The 19,981-nt window shown below is 73.2% G+C and carries 15 protein-coding genes; 8 read left to right on the top strand and 7 right to left on the bottom strand.

From position 1 onward, the window contains the following. Window positions 1-96: 96 nt before the first annotated feature. Both ACFYXS_RS18385 and ACFYXS_RS18380 read right to left on the bottom strand, forming a co-directional pair. The gene (locus ACFYXS_RS18385) at window positions 97-2,898 is read right to left on the bottom strand and encodes a LuxR C-terminal-related transcriptional regulator (protein WP_389249233.1); all 2,802 of its coding nucleotides are present in this window, start codon (window positions 2,896-2,898) and stop codon (window positions 97-99) included. Between the two features lie 261 nt (window positions 2,899-3,159). Beyond that, window positions 3,160-5,052: an N-acetylmuramoyl-L-alanine amidase gene (locus ACFYXS_RS18380; protein WP_389249231.1), complete on the bottom strand. Its 1,893-nt coding sequence runs from the start codon at window positions 5,050-5,052 to the stop codon at window positions 3,160-3,162. A gap of 603 nt (window positions 5,053-5,655) precedes the next feature. Here ACFYXS_RS18380 and ACFYXS_RS18375 point away from each other — a divergent pair. After that, the gene (locus tag ACFYXS_RS18375; RefSeq protein WP_389249229.1) at window positions 5,656-6,396 is read left to right on the top strand and encodes a sulfite exporter TauE/SafE family protein; all 741 of its coding nucleotides are present in this window, start codon (window positions 5,656-5,658) and stop codon (window positions 6,394-6,396) included. A 141-nt stretch (window positions 6,397-6,537) separates the two neighbouring features. Continuing rightward, window positions 6,538-7,884 (top strand): NADP-specific glutamate dehydrogenase, encoded by a 1,347-nt coding sequence (gdhA, locus tag ACFYXS_RS18370; RefSeq protein WP_389249227.1) that lies wholly within the window; start codon window positions 6,538-6,540, stop codon window positions 7,882-7,884. A gap of 64 nt (window positions 7,885-7,948) precedes the next feature. Here gdhA and ACFYXS_RS18365 read toward each other — a convergent pair whose 3' ends face one another. Continuing rightward, the gene (locus tag ACFYXS_RS18365; RefSeq protein WP_389249225.1) at window positions 7,949-8,473 is read right to left on the bottom strand and encodes a TerD family protein; all 525 of its coding nucleotides are present in this window, start codon (window positions 8,471-8,473) and stop codon (window positions 7,949-7,951) included. 178 nt (window positions 8,474-8,651) lie between these two features. Beyond that, window positions 8,652-11,063, bottom strand: coding sequence for a SpoIIE family protein phosphatase (locus ACFYXS_RS18360; RefSeq protein ID WP_389249223.1), 2,412 nt, complete (start codon window positions 11,061-11,063; stop codon window positions 8,652-8,654). Window positions 11,064-11,242: 179 nt separating this feature from the next. Here ACFYXS_RS18360 and ACFYXS_RS18355 point away from each other — a divergent pair, with 179 nt between their 5' ends. From ACFYXS_RS18355 to ACFYXS_RS18345, 3 genes are read left to right on the top strand one after another with little or no spacing between them, the layout of a single operon-like run. Beyond that, entirely contained in the window at window positions 11,243-11,776 is a 534-nt protein-coding gene (locus tag ACFYXS_RS18355; RefSeq protein WP_389249221.1) for a SigE family RNA polymerase sigma factor, read from the top strand. After that, window positions 11,754-12,581, top strand: a complete 828-nt coding sequence (locus ACFYXS_RS18350) for a hypothetical protein (RefSeq protein ID WP_389249219.1) — start codon at window positions 11,754-11,756, stop codon at window positions 12,579-12,581. Before ACFYXS_RS18355 ends, ACFYXS_RS18350 begins: the two co-directional genes overlap by 23 nt. A gap of 59 nt (window positions 12,582-12,640) precedes the next feature. Continuing rightward, on the top strand, window positions 12,641-13,426 hold the full coding sequence (locus ACFYXS_RS18345) for a hypothetical protein (RefSeq protein WP_389249217.1): 786 nt from the start codon (window positions 12,641-12,643) through the stop codon (window positions 13,424-13,426). Here ACFYXS_RS18345 and ACFYXS_RS18340 read toward each other — a convergent pair. Next, window positions 13,416-13,775: a hypothetical protein gene (locus tag ACFYXS_RS18340; RefSeq protein ID WP_389249215.1), complete on the bottom strand. Its 360-nt coding sequence runs from the start codon at window positions 13,773-13,775 to the stop codon at window positions 13,416-13,418. The two genes, ACFYXS_RS18345 and ACFYXS_RS18340, sit on opposite strands and share 11 nt — an antisense overlap. Before the next feature lie 289 nt (window positions 13,776-14,064). Here ACFYXS_RS18340 and rho point away from each other — a divergent pair, with 289 nt between their 5' ends. The 3 genes from rho to ACFYXS_RS18325 all read left to right on the top strand — a co-directional run bounded on the left by rho (window position 14,065) and on the right by ACFYXS_RS18325 (window position 16,418). After that, window positions 14,065-15,228, top strand: coding sequence for a transcription termination factor Rho (gene rho / locus ACFYXS_RS18335; RefSeq protein ID WP_389249213.1), 1,164 nt, complete (start codon window positions 14,065-14,067; stop codon window positions 15,226-15,228). 20 nt (window positions 15,229-15,248) lie between these two features. Beyond that, the gene (locus ACFYXS_RS18330) at window positions 15,249-15,917 is read left to right on the top strand and encodes a histone deacetylase (protein ID WP_389249211.1); all 669 of its coding nucleotides are present in this window, start codon (window positions 15,249-15,251) and stop codon (window positions 15,915-15,917) included. 84 nt (window positions 15,918-16,001) lie between these two features. Beyond that, window positions 16,002-16,418 (top strand): STAS domain-containing protein, encoded by a 417-nt coding sequence (locus ACFYXS_RS18325; protein WP_389249209.1) that lies wholly within the window; start codon window positions 16,002-16,004, stop codon window positions 16,416-16,418. On the opposite strand, the gene ACFYXS_RS18320 is transcribed toward ACFYXS_RS18325, so the two are convergent. Both ACFYXS_RS18320 and ACFYXS_RS18315 read right to left on the bottom strand, forming a co-directional pair. Beyond that, a complete protein-coding gene (locus ACFYXS_RS18320; protein WP_389249207.1) occupies window positions 16,320-17,306 on the bottom strand; it encodes a sigma-70 family RNA polymerase sigma factor in 987 nt (328 codons plus the stop codon). The two genes, ACFYXS_RS18325 and ACFYXS_RS18320, sit on opposite strands and share 99 nt — an antisense overlap. A 153-nt stretch (window positions 17,307-17,459) precedes the next feature. Further along, the gene (locus ACFYXS_RS18315) at window positions 17,460-19,922 is read right to left on the bottom strand and encodes a SpoIIE family protein phosphatase (protein ID WP_389249876.1); all 2,463 of its coding nucleotides are present in this window, start codon (window positions 19,920-19,922) and stop codon (window positions 17,460-17,462) included. Window positions 19,923-19,981: the final 59 nt, after the last annotated feature.

Below are 19,981 nucleotides of genomic sequence, written 5' to 3'. Positions count from 1 at the left end.
CGACAGCGGCGCCTGTCCACCTGCGACCGGATCGTGGGCTCGGGCACGCGACCGATGCGATGGAGCGGTTCACGTCCCCAGAGGCCCTGGCCGGAACTAGCCGGTCGTTGAGGGACCGCCTTCGCATCCTGTGCGGTCGAGTGCGGCGGCGATGTGCCTCCGCGAGGTGATGCCGAGCTTGCGGAACACCTTGTTCAGATGGAACTCGACCGTCGAGGTCGTGATGAACAGCTGGGACGCGATCTCGGCGTTGGTGAGCCCCGAAGCGGCCAGCAGCGCCACGTGCCGCTCCTGGGGCGTGAGGTCGAACGTGGTCTCGGGGACGCGTCTGCGTGCTGTCTCCCCTGTCGCGAGCAGCTCGATCCGGGCTCGTTCGGCGAACAGGGACGCGCCCCAGGCGTCGAAGGACTCGTACGCGGCCCGTAGATGGGTCCTGGCCTCGGACCGGCGTTTGCGTCGACGGAGCCACTCGCCGAACAGCAGCCGCGACCGGGCGAGCTCCGCGGCCAGGGGCGCACGGCCCAGGAGGTCGATCGACTCCCGATACCACTTCTCGGCATCGGCACCCTCGTCCATCAGGGCCCTGCATCGGGCCAGCAGCCCCAGTGCCCACGGTGTTCCGGCAAGCTGCGCGCGGTGTTCGAGCCGCTTGAGCGCACGGCCCGCCGTGCGCCGGTCGCCCGCGCGGACGGCGGCCTCGACGAGGAGCGGCAGCACGAGATTGCCCTGCGACGGGACGTCTTCCTCGTAGACGGGCAGCGCGTGGCGCAGCGCCTCGTCGTAGCGGCCCATGCCCAGATCGAGAACGCAGAGGGCGTGGAGCGCCAGCTGGCGCAGCATGCCCAGTCCGTACGTCGTGGCGGCGGCGTCCATCGTCGCGACCACCGCGCGGACATCGCTCTCCCTGCCCATCCACGCGTACAGCAGGGCCCTGTTGAGATCTCCCTGAGTCGTCAGTCCGATAGCCGTGGCGTAGTCGTCGGCCTCGGCGAAGAGCGCGTCGGCCGCGGTCAGCCGTCCGTTCCATATCTCGGTGTACGCCAAGACCGACAGGGACAGGCTGAGGCCGTACAGCGCTCCCTGGCTGCGGCACGCGGCCGCGAGCCGGCCGACGATCTCGACGAAGGCCTCGATGTCCCACACGTCGTCCGCCGCGAGTCCCACGATGACGCTGAACGGGCTGGCCGCGTCGTGGAGTTCGGTCGCCGCACGGAGTTCGGCCAAGGCGGCCCGGATCGTCGGCACGCTGCTCTCGTAACCGTAGGCCGTACGGAGAGCCAGGCCTCTGACCAACCCGTCCGGGCTCCACGCCGGGGCCTCCTGGTCGGGCGAGGCGGCGACCGCGGCCTTGGCCACGTCCGCCAGGGTCGTGCGGTGGATCGGGTCCCGGGCGATGACGGCGGCGTGCATGGCCTCGTAGAGCAGCTCCCATGTCATACGGGGATCCGCGTCGCCGAGCTCGGCCAGGGCGTCGAGCATCATGGCCGGGACGCGGTCGTTGCGGGTGTGGAAAAGCTCTGCCGAGGCACGGATCCGGAGCGCACGGGCGCGGTCGGAGGGCTGGTGGAGGGCGGGTACGGCGAGGTCGAGCAGGGGGTGCACCGCGGCGTGGTCTCCGGAGGCCAGGTGGGCCCCGGCCGCGGCGAGGTAGCGCTCGGCCCGTTTGGCCGGATCGGTGGTGAGTTCGGCGGCTTTGGACAGGAACAACGCCTGGGCGGAATAGCCACCTCTGGCCCGGGCCCAGTCGGAGGCGGCGTCCAGGTCCGCGGCCGCCGCGTCGTCGGCGCCGAGGACCGCCTCGGCTCGGTGCCAGGCGCGCCGGTCGGGAACACGGTCCGGGTCGCTGGCCGTCTCGAGGGCGGCGTGGATCCGGCGCCGGTCGTCCCCGGAGGCCGCCGCGTAGACCGAGGACCGGATGAGCGGATGCCGGAACCCGATGCCGGCCGTCTGGTCCAGGATTCCGGCCTCGACGGCCGCGGACGCGGCCTTGGCGGGCAGGCCCAGCACCCCCGCCGCATGCCAGACCGCCGCCATGTCGTCGGTCGGCGCCGCGGCGATGAGGAGGAGCAGCGTCCGGGTGTCCGTCGGCAGCGCGGCCACGGACTGCCGGAAATGCTCCTCCAGCAGCGCGTTCACCGGCAGCGGCTCGGGCAGCGGCGCGACCCCCGCCAGCTGCTCGGCGCCCAGATGCGCGGCCAGTTCGACGAGCGCCAGCGGATTTCCCCCGGTGCCGGCCACGATCCGGTCCGCGACCGCCTGGTCCAGGTGCCCGGCAACGGCGAGGGCCAGCAGCTCACGGGCATCGGCGGCGGGCAGCCCGCCGACACGCAGGGAAGGCAGGGCAGCGAACAGACCGCGGTCGCCGAGGTCGTCCCTGGCCGCGAAGATCAGGCCCAGTGAGTCGGCGTGGAGCCGCCGGGCGACGAAGGCCAGCGTCCCGGCCGACTCCGGATCGAGCCAGTGGACGTCGTCGATCAGGCACAGCATCGGCAGCTCCGACGCCGCGGCGGACAGCAGGGTCAAGGTCGCCAGACCGACGAGGTGCCGGTCCGAGTGCGATGCGTCGGTCAGGCCGAACGCCGCGTTCAACGCGTCCTGTTGCCTGGTGGGAAGCCGGTCGATGTGGTGGAGGTGCGGCCGCAGGAGCCGGTGCAGCGCGCCGTAGCCGTGGAGCTGCTCGGCTTCGACGCCCACCAGTCTCGTCAGCCTGACATCGGTGGCTTGGGCCGCGGCGTGTTCCAGCAGCCGCGTCTTGCCGATCCCGGCCTCGCCCACGAGCACCAGGGCGCCGCTGAGTCCCTCCCGCACCGCTTCGAGCAGTTCGCCGATCGCTTCTCGTTCGGCGAAGCGGCCCACCATCGGCCGCGTCGTCCCGTAACGAGCTCCGCGCCACACCATGGGAATCCCCCGTCATCGAGCCCCTGACGTGAGAAGACGCTAGGCGTGCGGGGGTGACGCAATCGAGCGTCACATGACGGTGGTTCGCGGCGGACCGGGGGCTTCCGCCGAAGCGCGATACCCGCGGTGACCGGCGATACGGACGGGGTGAGCGTCAGGGCCCCTCGGCGGGCGGGCGGCGTGGTGGCCGGCCGCGGTGCCGAGGGGCCCTGCGTGCAGCGGTGGTTCAGTGATCGCGCGCGGCGATCGCCGCTGCGGGTGTCAGGCCGTGGCGACGGTGACGTCGGCCGCGTTCACGTACACGTAGCGGTGGTTGAACTGCACCGTGTAGTACTGCTTCGCGCCGGTGACGACGCCCTGGCGGCTCGGGAAGAAGTCCTGGCCGTTGACCGGGGGCTGGTCCGCCACGTAGGCCTGGCCCACCGGGATGCCGTAGTTGGGCGCCGCGAGCGGGTTCTGCGCGTCGGGGCCCCAGCCGGCCGGGACCTCGGACGGGTCGGGGAAGGCCGTGCCGTAGACCGGCGCGGTCGTGGTGCCGGCCGCGGTGAGGATCTTCACGCCCGTGGTCGGGATGGTGTTCGCGCCCTGGGGGTTGTCGATCCAGCCCTTCTGGCCGTCGAACCAGATGGCCGTCCAGTCACCCTGCTGGTCGGCGACGACGAACTGCTGGCCGGCCTGGACCGTGGTGCTCCAGTCGCTGACGTCGTCGGTGCCGCTCGTCGCGGTCGGGTGCACGTTCGCGTCCAGGATGAGCGGGGAGTCCTCGCTGGGGCCCTGGTGGACGAAGAGCGAGCTCGCCGGGACCGTCTTCGGGGTGCACACGGGGGTGCTGCCCGTCGGGTCGTCGGCCGGGCAGACGGTGAAGGTCTGCAGGTTCTTGGTGAAGGTGGGCGCGATGGTCACCACGCTGCCGACCGGGCCGACACCGCTGGTCCCGTCGTCGAACGGGGCGCCGATCTTCTTCATGAAGCGGGTCCAGTCCCACTCGTTGCCCTGGTCCCAGTGCATGCCGGCCAGGTCGGCGGTCTTGCCGCCGGGCACGTTGTCGTGGGCCAGGATGTGCTGGCGGTCCAGGGGGATGCCGTACCGGTCGGCCAGGTACTTCACCAGCTTGGCCGTCTGCTGGTAGGCGACGTCGGTGTACCACTGCGCGCCGAAGGCGGAGAAGCCCTCGTGCTCGATCTGGATCGCGTGCAGGTTGCTGTCGTAGTTGTTGTCACCGAAGGCGACGTCCTTGTCCGACACCATCTGGGTGACCGCGCCGTCCGAGGACCGCATCACGTAGTGCGCGGCGGCCGCGTTCGGCCCCTGGAAGGTCTGGATGGTCGAGTCGTAGGAGCCCTCGGTGGTGTGCAGGACGATCTGCGTGATCTTGATGCCGTTGGCGGGCCGGTTGGAGACCTGGACACCCGTCGACGACGCCTGGACGAACTGGCAGTCCATCGACTTGGGGCACTCGGCCGGCGTGTTCGGACCGGCCTTGGCCAGCTTGAGTTTGTCCAGCTGCCCGGTGGCCGGGGTGGCGGACGGGTCGGCCTGGACGGTGACCCGCTGACCGTCCGACGTCGTCTGGCGGACGCCGCCGCGGATCGAGGCGAAGACGTCCGAGACGAAGGACTGCGCGGCCTTCTCGTTCGGCATCTGGCTGTACTTGGCGACCGCTCCGGCCCAGTCGGAGGCGTTGTCCGGGGTCTGGCCGGTCAACTGCTTCTGGTACGACGCCAGCAGGGCGGCGCCGCCGCGGAGGTTGTCCCGCCGGTTGTGGCGCAGGTCGTCGGCGGGGATGCCGGTGAGCTTCGCGGCGGTGAGGAGGGTGTGCAGCTCGGGGTGCTTGGTCGCCGAGGTGAGGTCCGAGGTGCCGGGTATGCCCGAGGCGCCCTTCCGCAGCATCTCCGGCGTGGCGTCGGTGAGGTTCATGAATCCCCACCCGGCGTTGTTGCTGTAGCCGGAGTGGGACTGGAGCCCGGACTCCTGGCGGGCCACGCCGAGGAGCACGGAGACCGGCACGTGGTACTCGGCGGCGGCCGCCTCGAAGTCCGCCTGGGTGGCCGACTGGTGCTGGGCCGGGGCGGACTGACCCGCCAGGGCGGTCGAGGGCAGGAGCGTGAAGGCACCCACGGCCAGAGCTCCGCCGGCGACGACGGCCGGAAGCACGCGCTTCCTAGTTCGCTTGTGCAAGGCATTCCTTCCGATACTGCTTCTACTGCTGTGTGATGCGCAGCACGCACGGCGCGGGACCGGCAGGTGTCCGATCCGTGATCCCCTGCCACGTACGGTCACGCCCGCGGTGTCGGCGCGGCCGACCGGGCGGAGTCCGCCCGGATGCGGGTGCACCGGCGTGGACGGGGGAGGTGCGCACCGGAGTTCTGTTGTGCCCGCCGAACCCGACATCGATGTCATGACGACCCGTCGACGTCGATCGATCAGCGGCATGCCGAGCATTCAATCACACGCTTCGTTGGTACTGACATCGATTCCTCGATGTGGACCGCGAGGCCGCGGCCACCCCGTACGGACCGGGTGTGAGTTCGGTAACTCGCCGGGATTCCCAGCCTTTTGATCCCGGAATCCAGCGCTCCGTCAAGCTACCGGCTGGTCACAACGTTTCACAACATCTCCAGATGTTGTCGTGCCCGGGTGAAGCGGAGGCGTCCGGCGGGTGCCCCGGACGGGACGCCGACAGGACCCCGCCCGGAGGGTCGAGCGGGCGAGCGGATAAGAAGACCGGATGACCCGGATACCGTGCCGGCGGCGCTGATGCCGTCCCTCGATGCCGCCCAGTGGGCGGTGGCCCTGCTCGCGCTCTTCCTCGTCGGGTACTCCAAGACCGGGGTGTCCGGGGCGGGGACGGTGGGGGTCGCGCTGTTCGCGCTCGTGCTGCCGGCGAAGCTGTCGACCGGGGTGCTGCTGCCGCTGCTGCTGGTCGGCGACGTGGTGGCGGTGGCGTCGTACCGGCGGCACGCCGACTGGAGCCGGCTGGTGCGGTTGTTCCCGTGGGTGGTCGTGGGCGTACTGCTGGGGGCGGCGGTGGTGCGCCGGGTGGACGACGCGCGGATGCGGGAGCTGATCGGCGCGCTGCTCCTGCTGATGCTCGCGGTGCACTGGTGGAGCCGGCGCCGCGGCCCGGACGACCGGGTGGTGCACCACCGGGCCGTCGCGGCGGGGGCCGGGGTGCTGGCCGGGTTCGCGACGATGACGGCGAACGCGGCGGGACCGATCATGGCGCTGTACTTCCTGGCCGTCGGGCTGCCGATGCTGGGGTTCCTCGGCACCAGCGCCTGGTTCTTCCTGCTGCTCAACGCCTTCAAGGTGCCGTTCAGTGTCGGCCTCGGCCTGATCACGCCGGACACGCTGGCCTTCGGAGCGCTCACCGCGCCCGCCGTCCTCGCCGGGGCCGCGGCCGGCCGCGCGACGATCAGCCGGATCAGCCCGAAGGTCTTCGAACGCGTCACGGTCGTGCTCACCCTGCTGGCGGCCGTGCGCCTGGTCACGCTCTGACACCCGGGTGGCCTCGCGCCGTACGCGCTGTCCCTCCGCTGACACATGGCCTTCCCCCGTCCGTACTCGTTGTCACGGCAACGGCCGGTCGCACGCCGCACGAGCGGGCGCGTCCGGGACACCAGACGAGAGAAGGCGCGCATGAACGTCAGTGCACACATCGAGGCCGTCTACGCGGAGGTCTGCCGGCGCAACGCCGGCGAGCCCGAGTTCCACCAGGCGGTGGGGGAGGTGCTGCACTCGCTGGCGCCGGCACTTCAGGCGCACCCGGAGTACCTGGAGGCACGGATCGCGGAGCGGGTGTGCGAGCCGGAACGGCAGGTGATCTTCCGGGTGCCGTGGGTGGACGACGAGGGCCGGCCGCAGGTCAACCGGGGCTTCCGGGTGGAGTTCAGCAGCGCCCTCGGGCCGTACAAGGGGGGCTTGCGCTTCCACCCCAGCGTCAACCTGGGCATTGTGAAGTTCCTGGGCTTCGAGCAGATCTTCAAGAACGCGCTCACGGGCCTGGCGATCGGCGGTGGCAAGGGCGGTTCGGACTTCGACCCCAAGGGCCGCTCCGAGGGCGAGATCATGCGCTTCTGCCAGTCGTTCATGACCGAGCTCTACCGTCACCTGGGCGAGCACACCGACGTCCCCGCCGGGGACATCGGCGTCGGCGGGCGGGAGATCGGCTACCTCTTCGGCCAGTACAAGCGGATCACCAACCGCTTCGAGGCCGGCGTCCTGACCGGCAAGGGCATCGGCTGGGGCGGTTCGCAGGCGCGCACCGAGGCCACCGGGTACGGTGCGGTGTTCTTCGCCAAGGAGATGCTGGCGACCCGCGGCGAGGGCTTCGAGGGCCGCAAGGTCGTCGTCTCCGGTTCGGGCAACGTCGCGGTGTACGCGATCGAGAAGGTGCGCTCACTCGGCGGCATGGTGGTGGCCTGCTCCGACTCCTCGGGCTACGTCGTCGACGAGGACGGCATCGACCTGGAGTTGCTGAAGGGCATCAAGGAGGTGCGCCGCGGCCGGCTCTCCTCGTACGCGGAGGCGAAGCCGAAGGCGCGCTGGTCGGAGCGCGGTTCGGTCTTCGAGGTGCCCTGCGACGTGGCCCTGCCGTGCGCGACGCAGAACGAACTGGCCGGGCAGGACGCCGGCACGCTGGTCAAGAACGGGGTCGTGGCCGTCGCCGAGGGCGCGAACATGCCGTGCACGCCCGAGGCGATCGAGACCTTCCGCGAGGCGGGGGTGCTCTTCGGCCCCGGCAAGGCCGCCAACGCCGGCGGTGTGGCCACCTCCGCGCTGGAGATGCAGCAGAACGCCTCCCGTGACGTGTGGACCTTCGCGCAGACCGAGGCCCGGCTCGCCTCGGTCATGCAGTCCGTGCACGCCGAGTGCCGTGCCACCGCCGAGACGTACGGCGGCAGCGGGGACGACTACGTGCTGGGCGCCAACATCGAGGGCTTCCTGCGGGTGGCCGAGGCGATGACCGCGCAGGGCGTCGTCTGACGATGGGCCGGAACACGAAGGCCCGCCGTCGTGGCGGGCCTTCGCGTGCGTGCGGGGCCGGGACTCAGGAGGCGCCCATCTCCCGGGCGAAGGAGCCGGGGTCGGTGTCGTGGCCGCGGACGGCCGGGTGGAAGTGCCACTCGCCCGAGCCGGCCCGGACGAACTCGCCGAGTGCCGCGGCGGTGGAGCCCGCGACCTCGGAGAAGTCGGACGCCGCGAGGTCGGCGTAGCCCTCGACGACCCGCACGCGGGTGCCCGCGACGTCGCCGAAGGTGATCCGGCCGTCGCGCTGCTGGATGGCTATGCCGACGACGACGCGGCCGAACGCCGGGGACAGCCGGTCGAATTCGAGGGTCATGACCTCGTCGTCGCCCAGGCCCTTGCCGTTCTTGCTGTCGCGGTTGAGCGTGATCGTGCCGTCCGGCGAGCGGCTGTCGAAGTGCACGAGGTACGCCGGATCGCCGTGCGGGGACGTGGCGAGGTAGGTGGCGGCGACGATGTCGAGGTCGTGGGCGGGGGTGCCGAGCGGGCTGGGGTCCCATTTGAGGCGGACCTCGACCTTGCTGACGCCCTTGTTGAGGGTGCTCACTGCTGTTCCTCCGTCGGTACGGGTGAATCGGCGGGCGGGGACGCCGAGTTCGAGTCTCCGACGGAACGCCCCCCGTTCACAAGATCACCAGGTCGGGGGCGCGGGCACGGCGGCGAGTTCAGGCCGTCGTCAGAGAAAGTGACGAGTCGTCAGGAGGTGGCCGCGGTCTGCGCGCGGGTCAGGCCGCCGCGAGGGACTGCTCGGCCCAGATGGTCTTTCCGGTGGGGGCGTGGCGGGTGCCCCAGCGGTCGGTGAGCTGGGCGACCAGCAGCAGACCCCGGCCGCCCTCGTCGGACAGCCGGGCCCGCCGCATGTGCGGGGTGGTGCCGCTGCCGTCGGAGACCTCGCAGATCAGGGAGCGGCGGTCGCGGATCAGCCGCAGCTGGATGGGCGGCCCGCCGTACCGGATGGCGTTGGTGACCAGCTCGCTCACGACCAGTTCGGTGGTGAACGCCAGCTCGTCCAGTCCCCACGAGGCCAGCCGTTCGCCCACCCGCTGCCGGGCCTCCGCGACGAAGACGGGGTCGCTCGGCAGGTCCCAGGAGGCGACGTGGTTCGCGTCCAGGGCCCGGGTCCGGGCCACCAGCAGGGCGATGTCGTCGATCCGCCGTTCACCGATCGCCTCGCCGCCGCGCATCGCCGCCAGGACCCGGTCGCACAGGTCCTCCAGGGAACCGGCGGGGGCGGCGAGCGCCCGGCGCAGCTGCTCCAGGCGCTGGTCGACGTCGCGGCCGCGGGAGGTCAGCAGGCCGTTGGTGAACAGGGCGAGCACCCCGCCCTCGGGAACGGTGATCTCGGCGGCCTCGAACGGCAGGCTGCCGAGCCCCAGCGGTGGCCCGGCGGGCAGGTCGACCACGGTCACGGTGCCGTCCAGGAGCGCCAGCAGCGGGGCGGGGTGGCCGGCGCGGGCGAGGGAGCACACCCGGGAGACCGGGTCGTAGACCGCGTACAGGCAGGTGGCGCCCACGTCGCCGGGGATGTCGGCCGTCGCCTCGCGGGCCTCGGCGTTCACCGGGCACTCCTCGGTCTCCCGCTCGTACGCCGCGTGGGTCACGATGTCGTCCAGGTGGGTGAGCAGCTCCTCCGGCGGCAGGTCGATGTCGGCGAGGGTGCGCACGGCCGTCCGCAGCCCGCTCATGGTCGCCGAGGCCCCGATGCCGTGCCCGACGACGTCGCCCACGACCAGGCCCACCCGCGCGCCGGGCAGCGGGATCACGTCGAACCAGTCGCCGCCCGCCTCGCCGCCGGCCGGCAGGTAGCGGGCGGCGGCCTCCACGGCGCTGAGCCGGGGCGGGCCCTGCGGGAGCAGGCTGTGCTGCAGTGCGAGGGCGATGCCGCGCTCGCGGGCGTAGCGCCGGGCGTTGTCCACGTAGACCGCGGCCCGGGTGACCAGGTCGTCGGTGATCGCCAGGTGGCTCGCGCGGAACCGTTCCGGGCTGCCGCCGTGGCGGACCAGGGTGACCGCGCCGAGCGTGGCGCCCCGGGCCCTTACCGGCGCCGCGATGAGCGAGTGCGCCCCGTACTTGCGGACCAGTGCGGCGCGCGGCGGGTCCTGCTCCAGCCACTCGGTGATCTCGGGGTCCGCGAAGGAGCGCATCACGGGCCGGCCGGTGACCATGCACTCGGTGATGGGCGAGGTGACGGGGTGGAGGTGCATGCCGCCGGGCGAGAGCACCGTCTCGGGGACGGACCGGTGCGCCGCCCGGCGCAGCGCGACCGGACCCGACAGCACGGCCGGGGGCTGCTCGCCCCGGAACACCTCGTCCAGCAGGTCGACGCTGACGAAGTCGGCGAGCCGGGGCACGATGACCTCCGCCAGCTCCTGCGCCGTGCCCTGCACCTCCAGGCTCGCCCCGATCCGGGTCCTGGCCTCGGCGAGCAGCGCCAGCAGTTCCCGGGACTCGGTCTCCTGGGTGTGGTCGAAGGCGACCAGGCCCACCGCGCGCACCCGTCCGCCGACGTCCTTCAGCGGGTAGATGTCCACACCCCACACGTGCGCCTTGGTCTCGCCGGGCACCCGCGACGCGTAGTGCTCCATGTAGTCGGCCACGCCGGTCGCGGCCACCTTCCGGATGCGCTGCTCGTTCTCCTCGAAGGCCGGACCGTGCAGGAACTCGGTCAGCCGCAGCCCGCGCAGCTCCGCCTCGGCACGGCCGGTGGCCCGTTCCAGGCCCTGGTTGACGCGCAGCACCCGGGCGTCGTTGTCGAAGACCATCAGGGCGTCGGGGTTCTGCTCGAACATCCACCGCATGAGGGTGGCGTCCGCGTACGGGCCGAGGTCCGGGGGTGCCTGCTCCGGCTCGTCCTCGGGCAGGGCCAGGAACAGGAAGCCCGCCCAGTGCTCGCCGTCCAGCAGCGGCACGACGCGGGCCCGGCCGTCCGCGGGCAGAGCGGTACCCCCGCCGACGAGATCGTCCAGAGGTGCGCCGACCGCCTCCCGCGGTGTGTATCCGAACAGGCGCTGGGCCCCGGCGCTCCAGGACGTCACGCGGCCGTCGACGTCCGTCACGGCGATGGCGGCCGACGCGTCGAGGCGCGAGCCCGCCGGTCCGGGGGGAAGCGGGCCCGCCGGCGTACCGGGTCTGTCCATGGCGTATACCTGGCCCTCTGCCGCATAAGCGGGCACTGTCCACCATTGCCCGTGGGCGGTGCGATGGCAAGGCGAGCGGAACGATCTTCGTCCCCGAGGCAACCGAACAGGTGCCCCACCCGGTTGGGCGGGTGTGAGGCCGGAATCAGGGACAGGAATGCGATGGCGAGGACAGCACGGTGAGGGACGCGGGGCCGGACTTCGAGGAGTTCGTCACCGCGCGCGGGCCGAGGCTGCTCCGGGTCGCCTGGCTGCTGACGGGGGACGCGCACCTCGCGGAGGACCTGCTGCAGACGGTGCTGGCGAAGGTCTGGCCCAAATGGCGCGGGATAGCCGGCGAGAACCCCGAGGCGTACGTGCGCAAGGCGCTGGTCAACACGCATTCGTCGTGGTGGCAGCGGCGCTGGCGGGGCGAGGTGCCGCACGGCGAGGTGCCGGCCGGGGCGTCGGTGAGGGACGCTTTCGCCTCCGTCGACCTGGAGCAGTCGCTGGCGGCGGTCGTACGGCGGCTGCCGCCGCGGCAGCGGGCCGTGGTGGTCCTGCGCTACTTCGAGGACCTGAGCGTGGAGGAGACCGCCGCGGTGCTGGGCTGCCGGCCCGGCACGGTCAAGAGCCAGGCGGCCAAGGCGCTGAGCATGCTGCGCACGGAACTGGCGGCGGTGCCCGGCCTGAGGGAAGGGGGTGAGCGGCATGCGCAACGGGACTTCGCGTGATCGCGAGCAGGAACCGGGCGGCGAGGACGAGTGGGAGCTGAGTGTGCTCCTGGAGCGGACCGTGCCGCAGCCCCTCGCCCCCACCGACCGGATGGCCCAGGTCAGGCGCCGGGTCCAGCGGCGCAGGCGGCGCCGGATGGCGGCGCTGTCCACGGCCGCGGTGGCGGCCGTCGGCGTCGGGGTGCTCACGGTGACGGGCCTGACCGGGAGCGGTGCCGGCCCGCACCGGCAGACGGTCGCGACGCCCGCCGCCGCGGGGACCGCGACGTCCACGTCCGCGGCCACGCTCCCGCCCACGTCCTCATCGATGCCGTCGGCCGGCACCGGCACCGGCGAGGACGCGTACACGACCGTCCGGCTCACGGACCTGTACGGGCTGACGCTCCGGCTGCCGCGCGGCTGGAAGGGCTTCACCACCCTCGACAAGGACGCGATGATGATCGGCTTCGTGTCGCAGCAGCCCATGCAGCAGCAGTCCTCCTGCAAGACCACCCTCGACCTGGGGTACTCGGCCTGCCCGCCGGTCGGGAAATTGGGCAAGGGCGCGGCGCTCATCTACGTGCACAAGCTGATGTACACGAAGGAGGACGGCAAGACCGGCTTCGACGTCCTGGAACCGAGCGCGCCCAGCAAGGGCTGCCAGGTCCTCGACGGCGACGCCGAGATGCAGGCGTGGGGCGGAATCCCCACGAAGAAGGACCGGCCGCTGATGCTCAACGTCAGCGTCTGCCTGCGCGAGCCGTCGCAGGACACCATCACGGCGGTCCGCGTGGCCTTCGAGACCGCGCGGTTCCCGCAGGGCTGATCGCCTCGGCCGTCCGGCCCTTCACTCCCCCCACCTCGTTCACCCCGAAAGGCCTTGCCATGCCCAACCGCGTGCCGCGCGGCGGTGCCCGCTCCGCGATATCCCTGCTCGCCGCTGTCGCGGCCGTCGCCGCCGGAGCGGGACTGCTCGCCGGCTGCGGGACGCCGACCACCGCGGTCTCGCCGGCCGCGCTGCCCGTCGCGGCCTCCGCCAAGCCCGACGCGCCGTCCGCGAGCCCGACGCCCACGCCGGTCGACACCACCCTGCCGGGTCTCGGCCCGCGCACCCTGGCGGCCCTCCCGGCCGGCGCCCGCCAGGTCGTCGTGGTGACCGGCGCTGGCAAGAACTCCTCCGTCTCCCATGTCGTGGTCCACGAACGCCGGGCCGACGGCAGCTGGAGCGACGGCCCCACCTGGTCCGGCCACAACGCCCGCGACGGCTGGACCACCCACCACCGCGTCGGCGACCTGCGCTCCCCCGCGGGCGTCTACGGACTCACCGACGCGGGCGGCCTGCTCCCCGACCCGGGCAGCAGGCTGCCCTACGACCACTCGACGGGCTTCTTCATCTCCGGCACCGGCTTCAAGGGCGAGTCGCTGGCCGGTTCGTTCGACTACGTGGTCGCCATCAACTACAACCGGCAGCCCGGCACCACACCCCGCGACTGGACCCGCCCCCTGGGCGCCTCCCGCGGCGGCGGCATCTGGTTCCACGTCGACCACGGCGGCCCGACCCAGGCCTGTGTGAGCCTGCCCCGTCCCGACATGCGCGAACTGCTGCGCACCCTGGACCCGGCCCTGCACCCCGTCGTCGTCATGGGCGACACCGGCTGGCTCAGCCGCTGAGCCGCGCCGCGTGCCCGGCCTCGTCCTCCCGGACGGGGCTCGGGCCGGACGTCCGCACGTCCCACCGCGTGTCCGGGGCCGGCTCCCTGCCCAGCGTCCCCGCCGCCAGCGCCGCCTCGATCCGGGCCCGCACCTCCGCCTCGTCCGCCGGCTCCGCCGCGAACAGCACCCGCAGCCGCACGCCCCCGTCCTCCCCGGGCGACACCGCCGTGTGATGCGCCGCCAGCGGGCACGGCCCCTCGTGCTCCCAGTCACCGCACAACGCCACGGTGATCGCGCCCCCGGGCGCCCTCTCGTCCCCACCGGGCCCCAGAACCACGACCGCCTCATGGGCGAATGCCTTGCGCACGGGCCCAGTATGGGCCGCGGGCGTCCCCCGCGTCGGAGCGCCCCGGCATCTGCCCCTCCCCGCAAGTGCCTTCCCGGTGCTACGGTTGAAACGAGCACGGCTGTGCGCCCCTTGGTGGCGCCGGTGCTTCTCCCGTAGGACCGCCCCACCGCGTGACCGCCTGTCGACGGCGTCCGCGTACGCGTTCCCGCTCGCGTTCTCTCCGGGCCGACCGGCCCCTTCTGCTTCCGCGCCTGTCGCGGCGGTTCATGCCGCCGTGTGCGCGATCCCTTCCACGTGAGGAATCCACATGACCACATCCATCACCACCCCATCTCCCCGGGCTTCCGCGGCGGCTCCGTCCGACGGCGAACGGCAGACCCCCGTCGCCGGGGTCCTCGACATCGACGGGGGGCGGGGGTTCCTGCGCGTCGGCGGCTACGCGCAGGGGCCGCACGACCTGGCCGTGCCGCCGGAGCGGATCAGGCGGTACGGGCTGCGCAAGGGCGACGCCGTCGAGGGGGCCGCCGCCGGGAGCGGGCGGGGGCGGGCGCTCGTGCGGGTCGACCGGGTCGGCGGGCTGCCGGCCGAGGCGGCGCGCGGGCGGCGGCACTTCGCGGACCTGACGCCGCTGCACCCCTCGGAGCGGCTGCGCCTGGAGTCGCCCAAGGGCGGCCTGGCGACACGGGTCCTGGACCTGCTGGCGCCCGTCGGCAAGGGGCAGCGCGGGCTGATCGTGGCGCCGCCGAAGACGGGGAAGACCATGCTGCTGCGCGCCGTCGCGGACGCGGTCGCCGACAACCACCCGGAGTGCCACCTGATGGTGGTGCTGCTGGACGAGCGGCCCGAGGAGGTCACCGAGACGCGGCGGTCGGTGCGGGGCGAGGTGATCGCCTCGACCTTCGACCGCACTCCTCGGCAGCACATCGCGGTGGCGGAGCTGGCGGTCGAGCGGGCCAAGCGGCTGGTCGAGAGCGGCCGGGACGTCGTGGTCCTGCTGGATTCGGTGACCCGGCTGTGCCGGGCGCACAACAACGCCGCGTCGTCGGGCGGCCGGACCCTGAGCGGTGGCGTGGACGCCGCCGCGCTGACCGGTCCCAAGCGGCTGTTCGGGGCGGCGCGGGCGGCCGAGGAAGGGGGCTCGCTGACGATCCTGGCGACGGCGCTGGTCGAGACCGGATCGCGGGCGGACGACTACTTCTTCGAGGAGCTGAAGGGCACCGGCAACATGGAGCTGCGTCTGGACCGCGCCCTGGCCGACCGGCGGGTCTTCCCGGCGGTCGACGTCCACCCCTCCGGGACCCGGCGCGAGGAACTGCTCCTCTCCCCGGCCGAGTTGGCCGCCTCCCACGGGCTGCGGCGCGCGTTGCGCGGCGGCACCGGTTCCTTCGAGACGCTCCTCGCACGGCTGCGGGAGACGCCCGACAACGCCGCGTTCCTGCGGCAGATCCGCGGCACGGTGCCGGCGGCCTGACGGCGGCGCATCATGGTGCGGTGACCGAACCCCGACGTGTGGAAGCGCGGCGCGCCGCCGGGACGCGGACGGCGCCGCCGGGCCTCGTCTGGTACGCCTCGTACGGCTCCAACACCCACATGACACGCCTGAACAGCTATCTGGCGGGCGGTTCCCCGCCCGGGGGCGGCCGGGAGTACCCGGGCTGCCGGGACGCGCGGCCGCCGTTGCGGTCGCTGCCGCTGGAGCTGCCGGGGCGGCTGTACTTCGCGACGCGGTCGCCCGTGTGGTCGGGCGGCCGGGCCTTCTACGACGACGGCGCGCCGGACGGCGTGGTCCGGGCGCGGGCCCATCTGGTGTCGGCCGGTCAGTTCGCCGACATCGCGGCGCAGGAGATGTACCGCGCGCCGGGACGGGACCTGGACCTGGCGCCGGTGCTGGAGACCGGCCGGGCACACCTCGGCGACGGACGGTACGAGACGCTGCTGTACCCGGGTGAGGTGGACGGGCACCCGGTGCTCACGTTCACCGCGCCCTGGTCGCGGCGGGACGTCGCGCCCGTGCGGCCGTCGGGACCCTATCTGCGGCACATCGCCGAGGGGCTCTTCGAGTCCGGGGCGTGGGACCTGCCCGGGATCGCGGTCTACCTCGCGGAATGCACGGGCGGCGCATGGACGGCCGGGGAGATCGAGGCGCTGCTGCGACGGTGACGAGGGGCGGGGCAGGGCGGGGCCGATGGATTCCGCCGGCGCGCACGGTCCTAACCGGTGAACGCCCGCCGCAGGAGGTCGCCCATGGTCCAGCCCGTGCCCAGGTCCGACGACGGACCGCCCGTCCTCGTGCTGCCCGCGACGGTGGCCCGGGAGGCGGTCCCGGGCCTGTGCGAGCAGTTGCGGTGCCTGCTCGCGGTACCTGCGGGCACCGCCGCGGCCGCCGGGCCCGCCACGGTGATCTGCGACGTGAGCGGCCTCACCGCCGACCCGGACATGGCGCTGATCGACGCGCTGGCCCGGCTGCAGCTCACCGCCCGCCGTCAGGGCGCCCGTGTCGTCCTGCGCGGTGCCGGGCGCCCGTTGCGGCAGCTGATCGCCCTGGTGGGGCTCGCCGGGACGCTAGGGCCGGCCGGCCTCCAGATGCGCGGGCAGACCGAAGAGCGGGAAGAGCCGCTGGGTGTCGAGGAAGGAGTTGAGCCCGGTGATACGGCCCTGTGAGATCTCGAGGACCTGCAGGGCCCACGGCTCGTGCCCGCCGTCCGCGCTCGGCCGGTACTGGGCGAAGCCGGGCATGCCGTTGGCCGCGACGGGCAGCAGCCGCGAGCCGCGGCAGCCGATGCCGTGCCCGGCCATCCAGGCCCTGATCTCCGCCGGACCGAGCAGCCACAGCTCGTAGGGCGGCATGGACAGCGTGGCGTCCTCGTGCAGCAGCGAGGTCAGGGCGTCCAGGTCGTAGGACTCGAAGGCGGCCACATAACGGGCGAGCAGCGCGCGCTGCTCCTCGTCGAGGGGTGCGGCCGGGTCGCCCGCGGCGGGCGCGGCCGTGGCGAGGGTGGCGCGGGCGCGCTGGAGGGCGCTGTTGACGGAGGCGACGGTGGTGTCGAGCAGTTCGGCGACCTCGGCGGCCTTCCAGGCCAGCACCTCGCGCAGGATGAGCACGGCCCGCTGCCGCGGGGCGAGGTGCTGCAGCGCGGCGACGAAGGCCAGCCGTACGGACTCGCGCCGGTCGGCGAGGTCGGCCGGGTCGCCGTTCTCCGGCAGGACGCGCCCGTCGGGGGCCGGCGAGATCCAGGCGGCGTCCGGGAGCGCGCCGGGCAGCGGCCCCTCGGCGCTGCCGGGGGAGGCCAGGTCCATCGGCCGGGCCCGGCGCCCGGTGCCGCCGAGGGCGTCCAGGCACACGTTGGTGGCGATGCGGTACAGCCACGACCGCAGACTGGAGCGGCCCTCGAAGCGGTCGTACGCGCGCCAGGCCCGGACCATCGTCTCCTGGACGGCGTCCTCGGCCTCGAAGAGGGAGCCGAGCATGCGGTAGCAGTAGCCGGTCAGCTCGGTGCGGTGGCGCTCCAGCTCCGTCGCCACGTCCGGTGGTGCAGCAAGGTCGCTCATGGGGCTTCTCCGCCTTCCGTCGGTCCGGGAACGCCCACGAGTCCACTTCAGCACACCCCACTGACAGTGGTCCCCGGCTTCGCGGATCCCGCCCCCGACCCGCCCGATCCGGCCCCGTCCCGCCGTGGCCGGCCCCGTCCCGCCGTGGCCCGCTCAGCCCGCGGCGGCGTCCGGGACATCGGGGACGTCGGGGAGTTCCTGCTCCGCCCAGATGAGCTTGCCGTCGCCGGTGTAGCGGGTGCCCCAGCGCCGGGTGAGCTGGGCGACCAGGAACAGGCCGCGGCCGGACTCGTCGGTGGTGCGGGCGTGGCGCAGCCGCGGCACGGTGTTGCTGCCGTCGTAGACCTCGCAGATCAGCACCGCGTGCCGGATGAGCCGCAGGCGGACCGGCCCGGACGCGTGCCGGATGGCGTTGGTGACCAGTTCGCTCACCACCAGTTCGGTGGTCGGCGCCGCCTCCCCCAGCCCCCAGGCGGCGAGCTGACGGACCGCCAGTCCGCGGGCGCAGCTGACCACTTCGGGGTCGCAGGGCAGGTCCCAGGTGGCCACCTGGTCGGGCCCGAGGGTCAGCGTACGGGCGAGGAGCAGGGCGACGTCGTCCTCGGGCGGACCGGTGAGCAGCGAGCCGGTGATGGACGCGCACAGGTCCTCCAGCGGCAGTCCTGGCCGGTCGAGGGCGTGGGCGAGCTTGTCGAGGCCGATGTCGGGGTCCTCGCCGAAGGCCTTGAAGAGCCCGTTGGTGTACAGCGCGAGGACGGTGCCCTCCGGCAGGCTCAGCTCCGCCGACTCGAAGGGCATCGCGCCCAGGCCCAGGGGCGGCCCGGGGGGCAGTTCGGGGAAGGTGACCGTGCCGTCGGGCGTCATCATCGCCGGCGGCGGGTGGCCGGCGCGGGCCGCCGTCAGCCGGGCGGTCACCGGGTCGTAGACGGCGTACAGGCAGGTCGCGCCGAGCACGGCGGTGGCCACCGCGTCGTCGCTGTCCTGCTCGGTGAGCCGGATGACCAGGTCGTCCAGGTGGGCCAGGAGCTCCTCGGGCGGCAGGTCCATGTCGGCGAGGGTGTGCACGGCCGTGCGCAGCCGCCCCATGGTCGCCGCGGCGGTGAGGCCGTGCCCGACCACGTCCCCCACGACGAGCGCCACCCGCGCCCCGGAGAGCGGGATGACGTCGAACCAGTCACCCCCGACGCCGTCCTGGACGTCGGTGGGCAGATAGCGGGAGGCGACCTCCACGGCGGTGCCGCCGGTGAGCGTGTGGGGCAGCAGACTGCGCTGCAGCGCGAGGGCGGCCTCGTGTTCGCGGGTCCAGCGGCGGGCGTTGTCCACGCACACCGATGCGCGCGCCGCCAGTTCCTCGGCCAGCAGCAGGTCGTCCCGCTCGAAGGGGTCGGGCCGCCCGGCGCGGAAGAAGGCGACCACGCCCAGGACGTTGCCGCGCGCCCGCAGCGGCACCCACATCGCCGTGCCCATCCCGTACTCGCGGATCTTGGCGAGCCGGGCCGCGTCCGCGGTCAGCCAGGTCGCGCGGTCCACGTCGAAGTCGCGGCGCAGCAGGGACCGGGACTCGGTCATGCAGCGCACGTACGGCGAGTCCTCCGGCGCCCGGATCGGCTCCCCGATCCGGGCCACGGCCTCCGGGACGCCCTTGCGCACCGAGCTCAGCCCGGCGCGGCGCAGGGCGGTGGCCCGCAGCGAGCGGCCGCGCGGCGGCTCGTCGCCGCGCAGTACGCCCTCCAGCAGGTCGACGGTGACGAAGTCGGCGAGCCGGGGCACCGCCACGTCGGCCAGTTCCTGCGCGGTCTGGCGGATGTCGAGGGTGGTGCCGACGCAGGCACCCGCCAGATTGAGCAGGGCGAGGCGCTCGCGGGCCTTCCAGCGGCCGGTGACGTCCATGGCCATGTAGCAGACGCCCATCACGCGGCCGTCGGCGTCCTCCAGGCGGAAGAAGGAGGTCGAGTACGCGTGCTCCTGGTGGGGCGCGGCCAGGGTCCAGCCCCGGTACTCGAAGTCGATCACCGGCCGGCCGGTGTCCAGCACGTTCCGCATGACCTTCTCGAGGGCCGCGGTGTCGATGCCGGGCAGGGCGTCCTCCATGCGGCCGCCGATGCGCTGCTCGCCGGGGACGCCGCTGAAGCGCTCCAGCGTCTCGTTCATCCACACGTAGCGCAGTTCCGGGGTGAGGACGGCCATGCCGAGCGGCGAGCGGGTCAGGAAGGCCTCCAGGACGGTGCCGCTGACCGCCCACGAGGGGCTGCGGGCCAGGTCGATGCCGGACAGCAGCCAGCGTTCGCGGCCGTCGGAGTCGGACAGCGCGGAGACCCGTACGCCCAGTTCCAGCCGCCGTCCGTCGCGGTGGCGGGCGGCCACCAGACCGCCCCAGGCGTCGCGGATCCGGCACTGGTCGGCGATCTCCGTGGCACCGTCGGCGTGCTGCGGGGAAGCGAGCAGCGTCTCGGCCGGGCGGCCCATCACCTCGGCCGCGGACCAGCCCAGCAGGCGTTCCGCCGCGGGCGTCCAGGCGACCACCGTGCCGTCGGCGTCGATCACCATGGACGCGGCGAACCCCATGTCGAACGGCGCCATCGCCGGGTCCGGCGCACCTTCCTTCGGGGTGACCATCACGGTGCCCCATTTCTGCGGGAACGTGACTTTCATGCTAGGTCTTCGCGGCGGGCGGG

It is taken from the genome of Streptomyces sp. NPDC002574 (genome assembly GCF_042889545.1).
In the GTDB taxonomy this organism is placed as follows: Bacteria; Actinomycetota; Actinomycetes; order Streptomycetales; family Streptomycetaceae; genus Actinacidiphila.
Note: the sequence above shows the minus strand (reverse complement) of the source record. Positions and strands in the feature narration are given on the sequence as shown.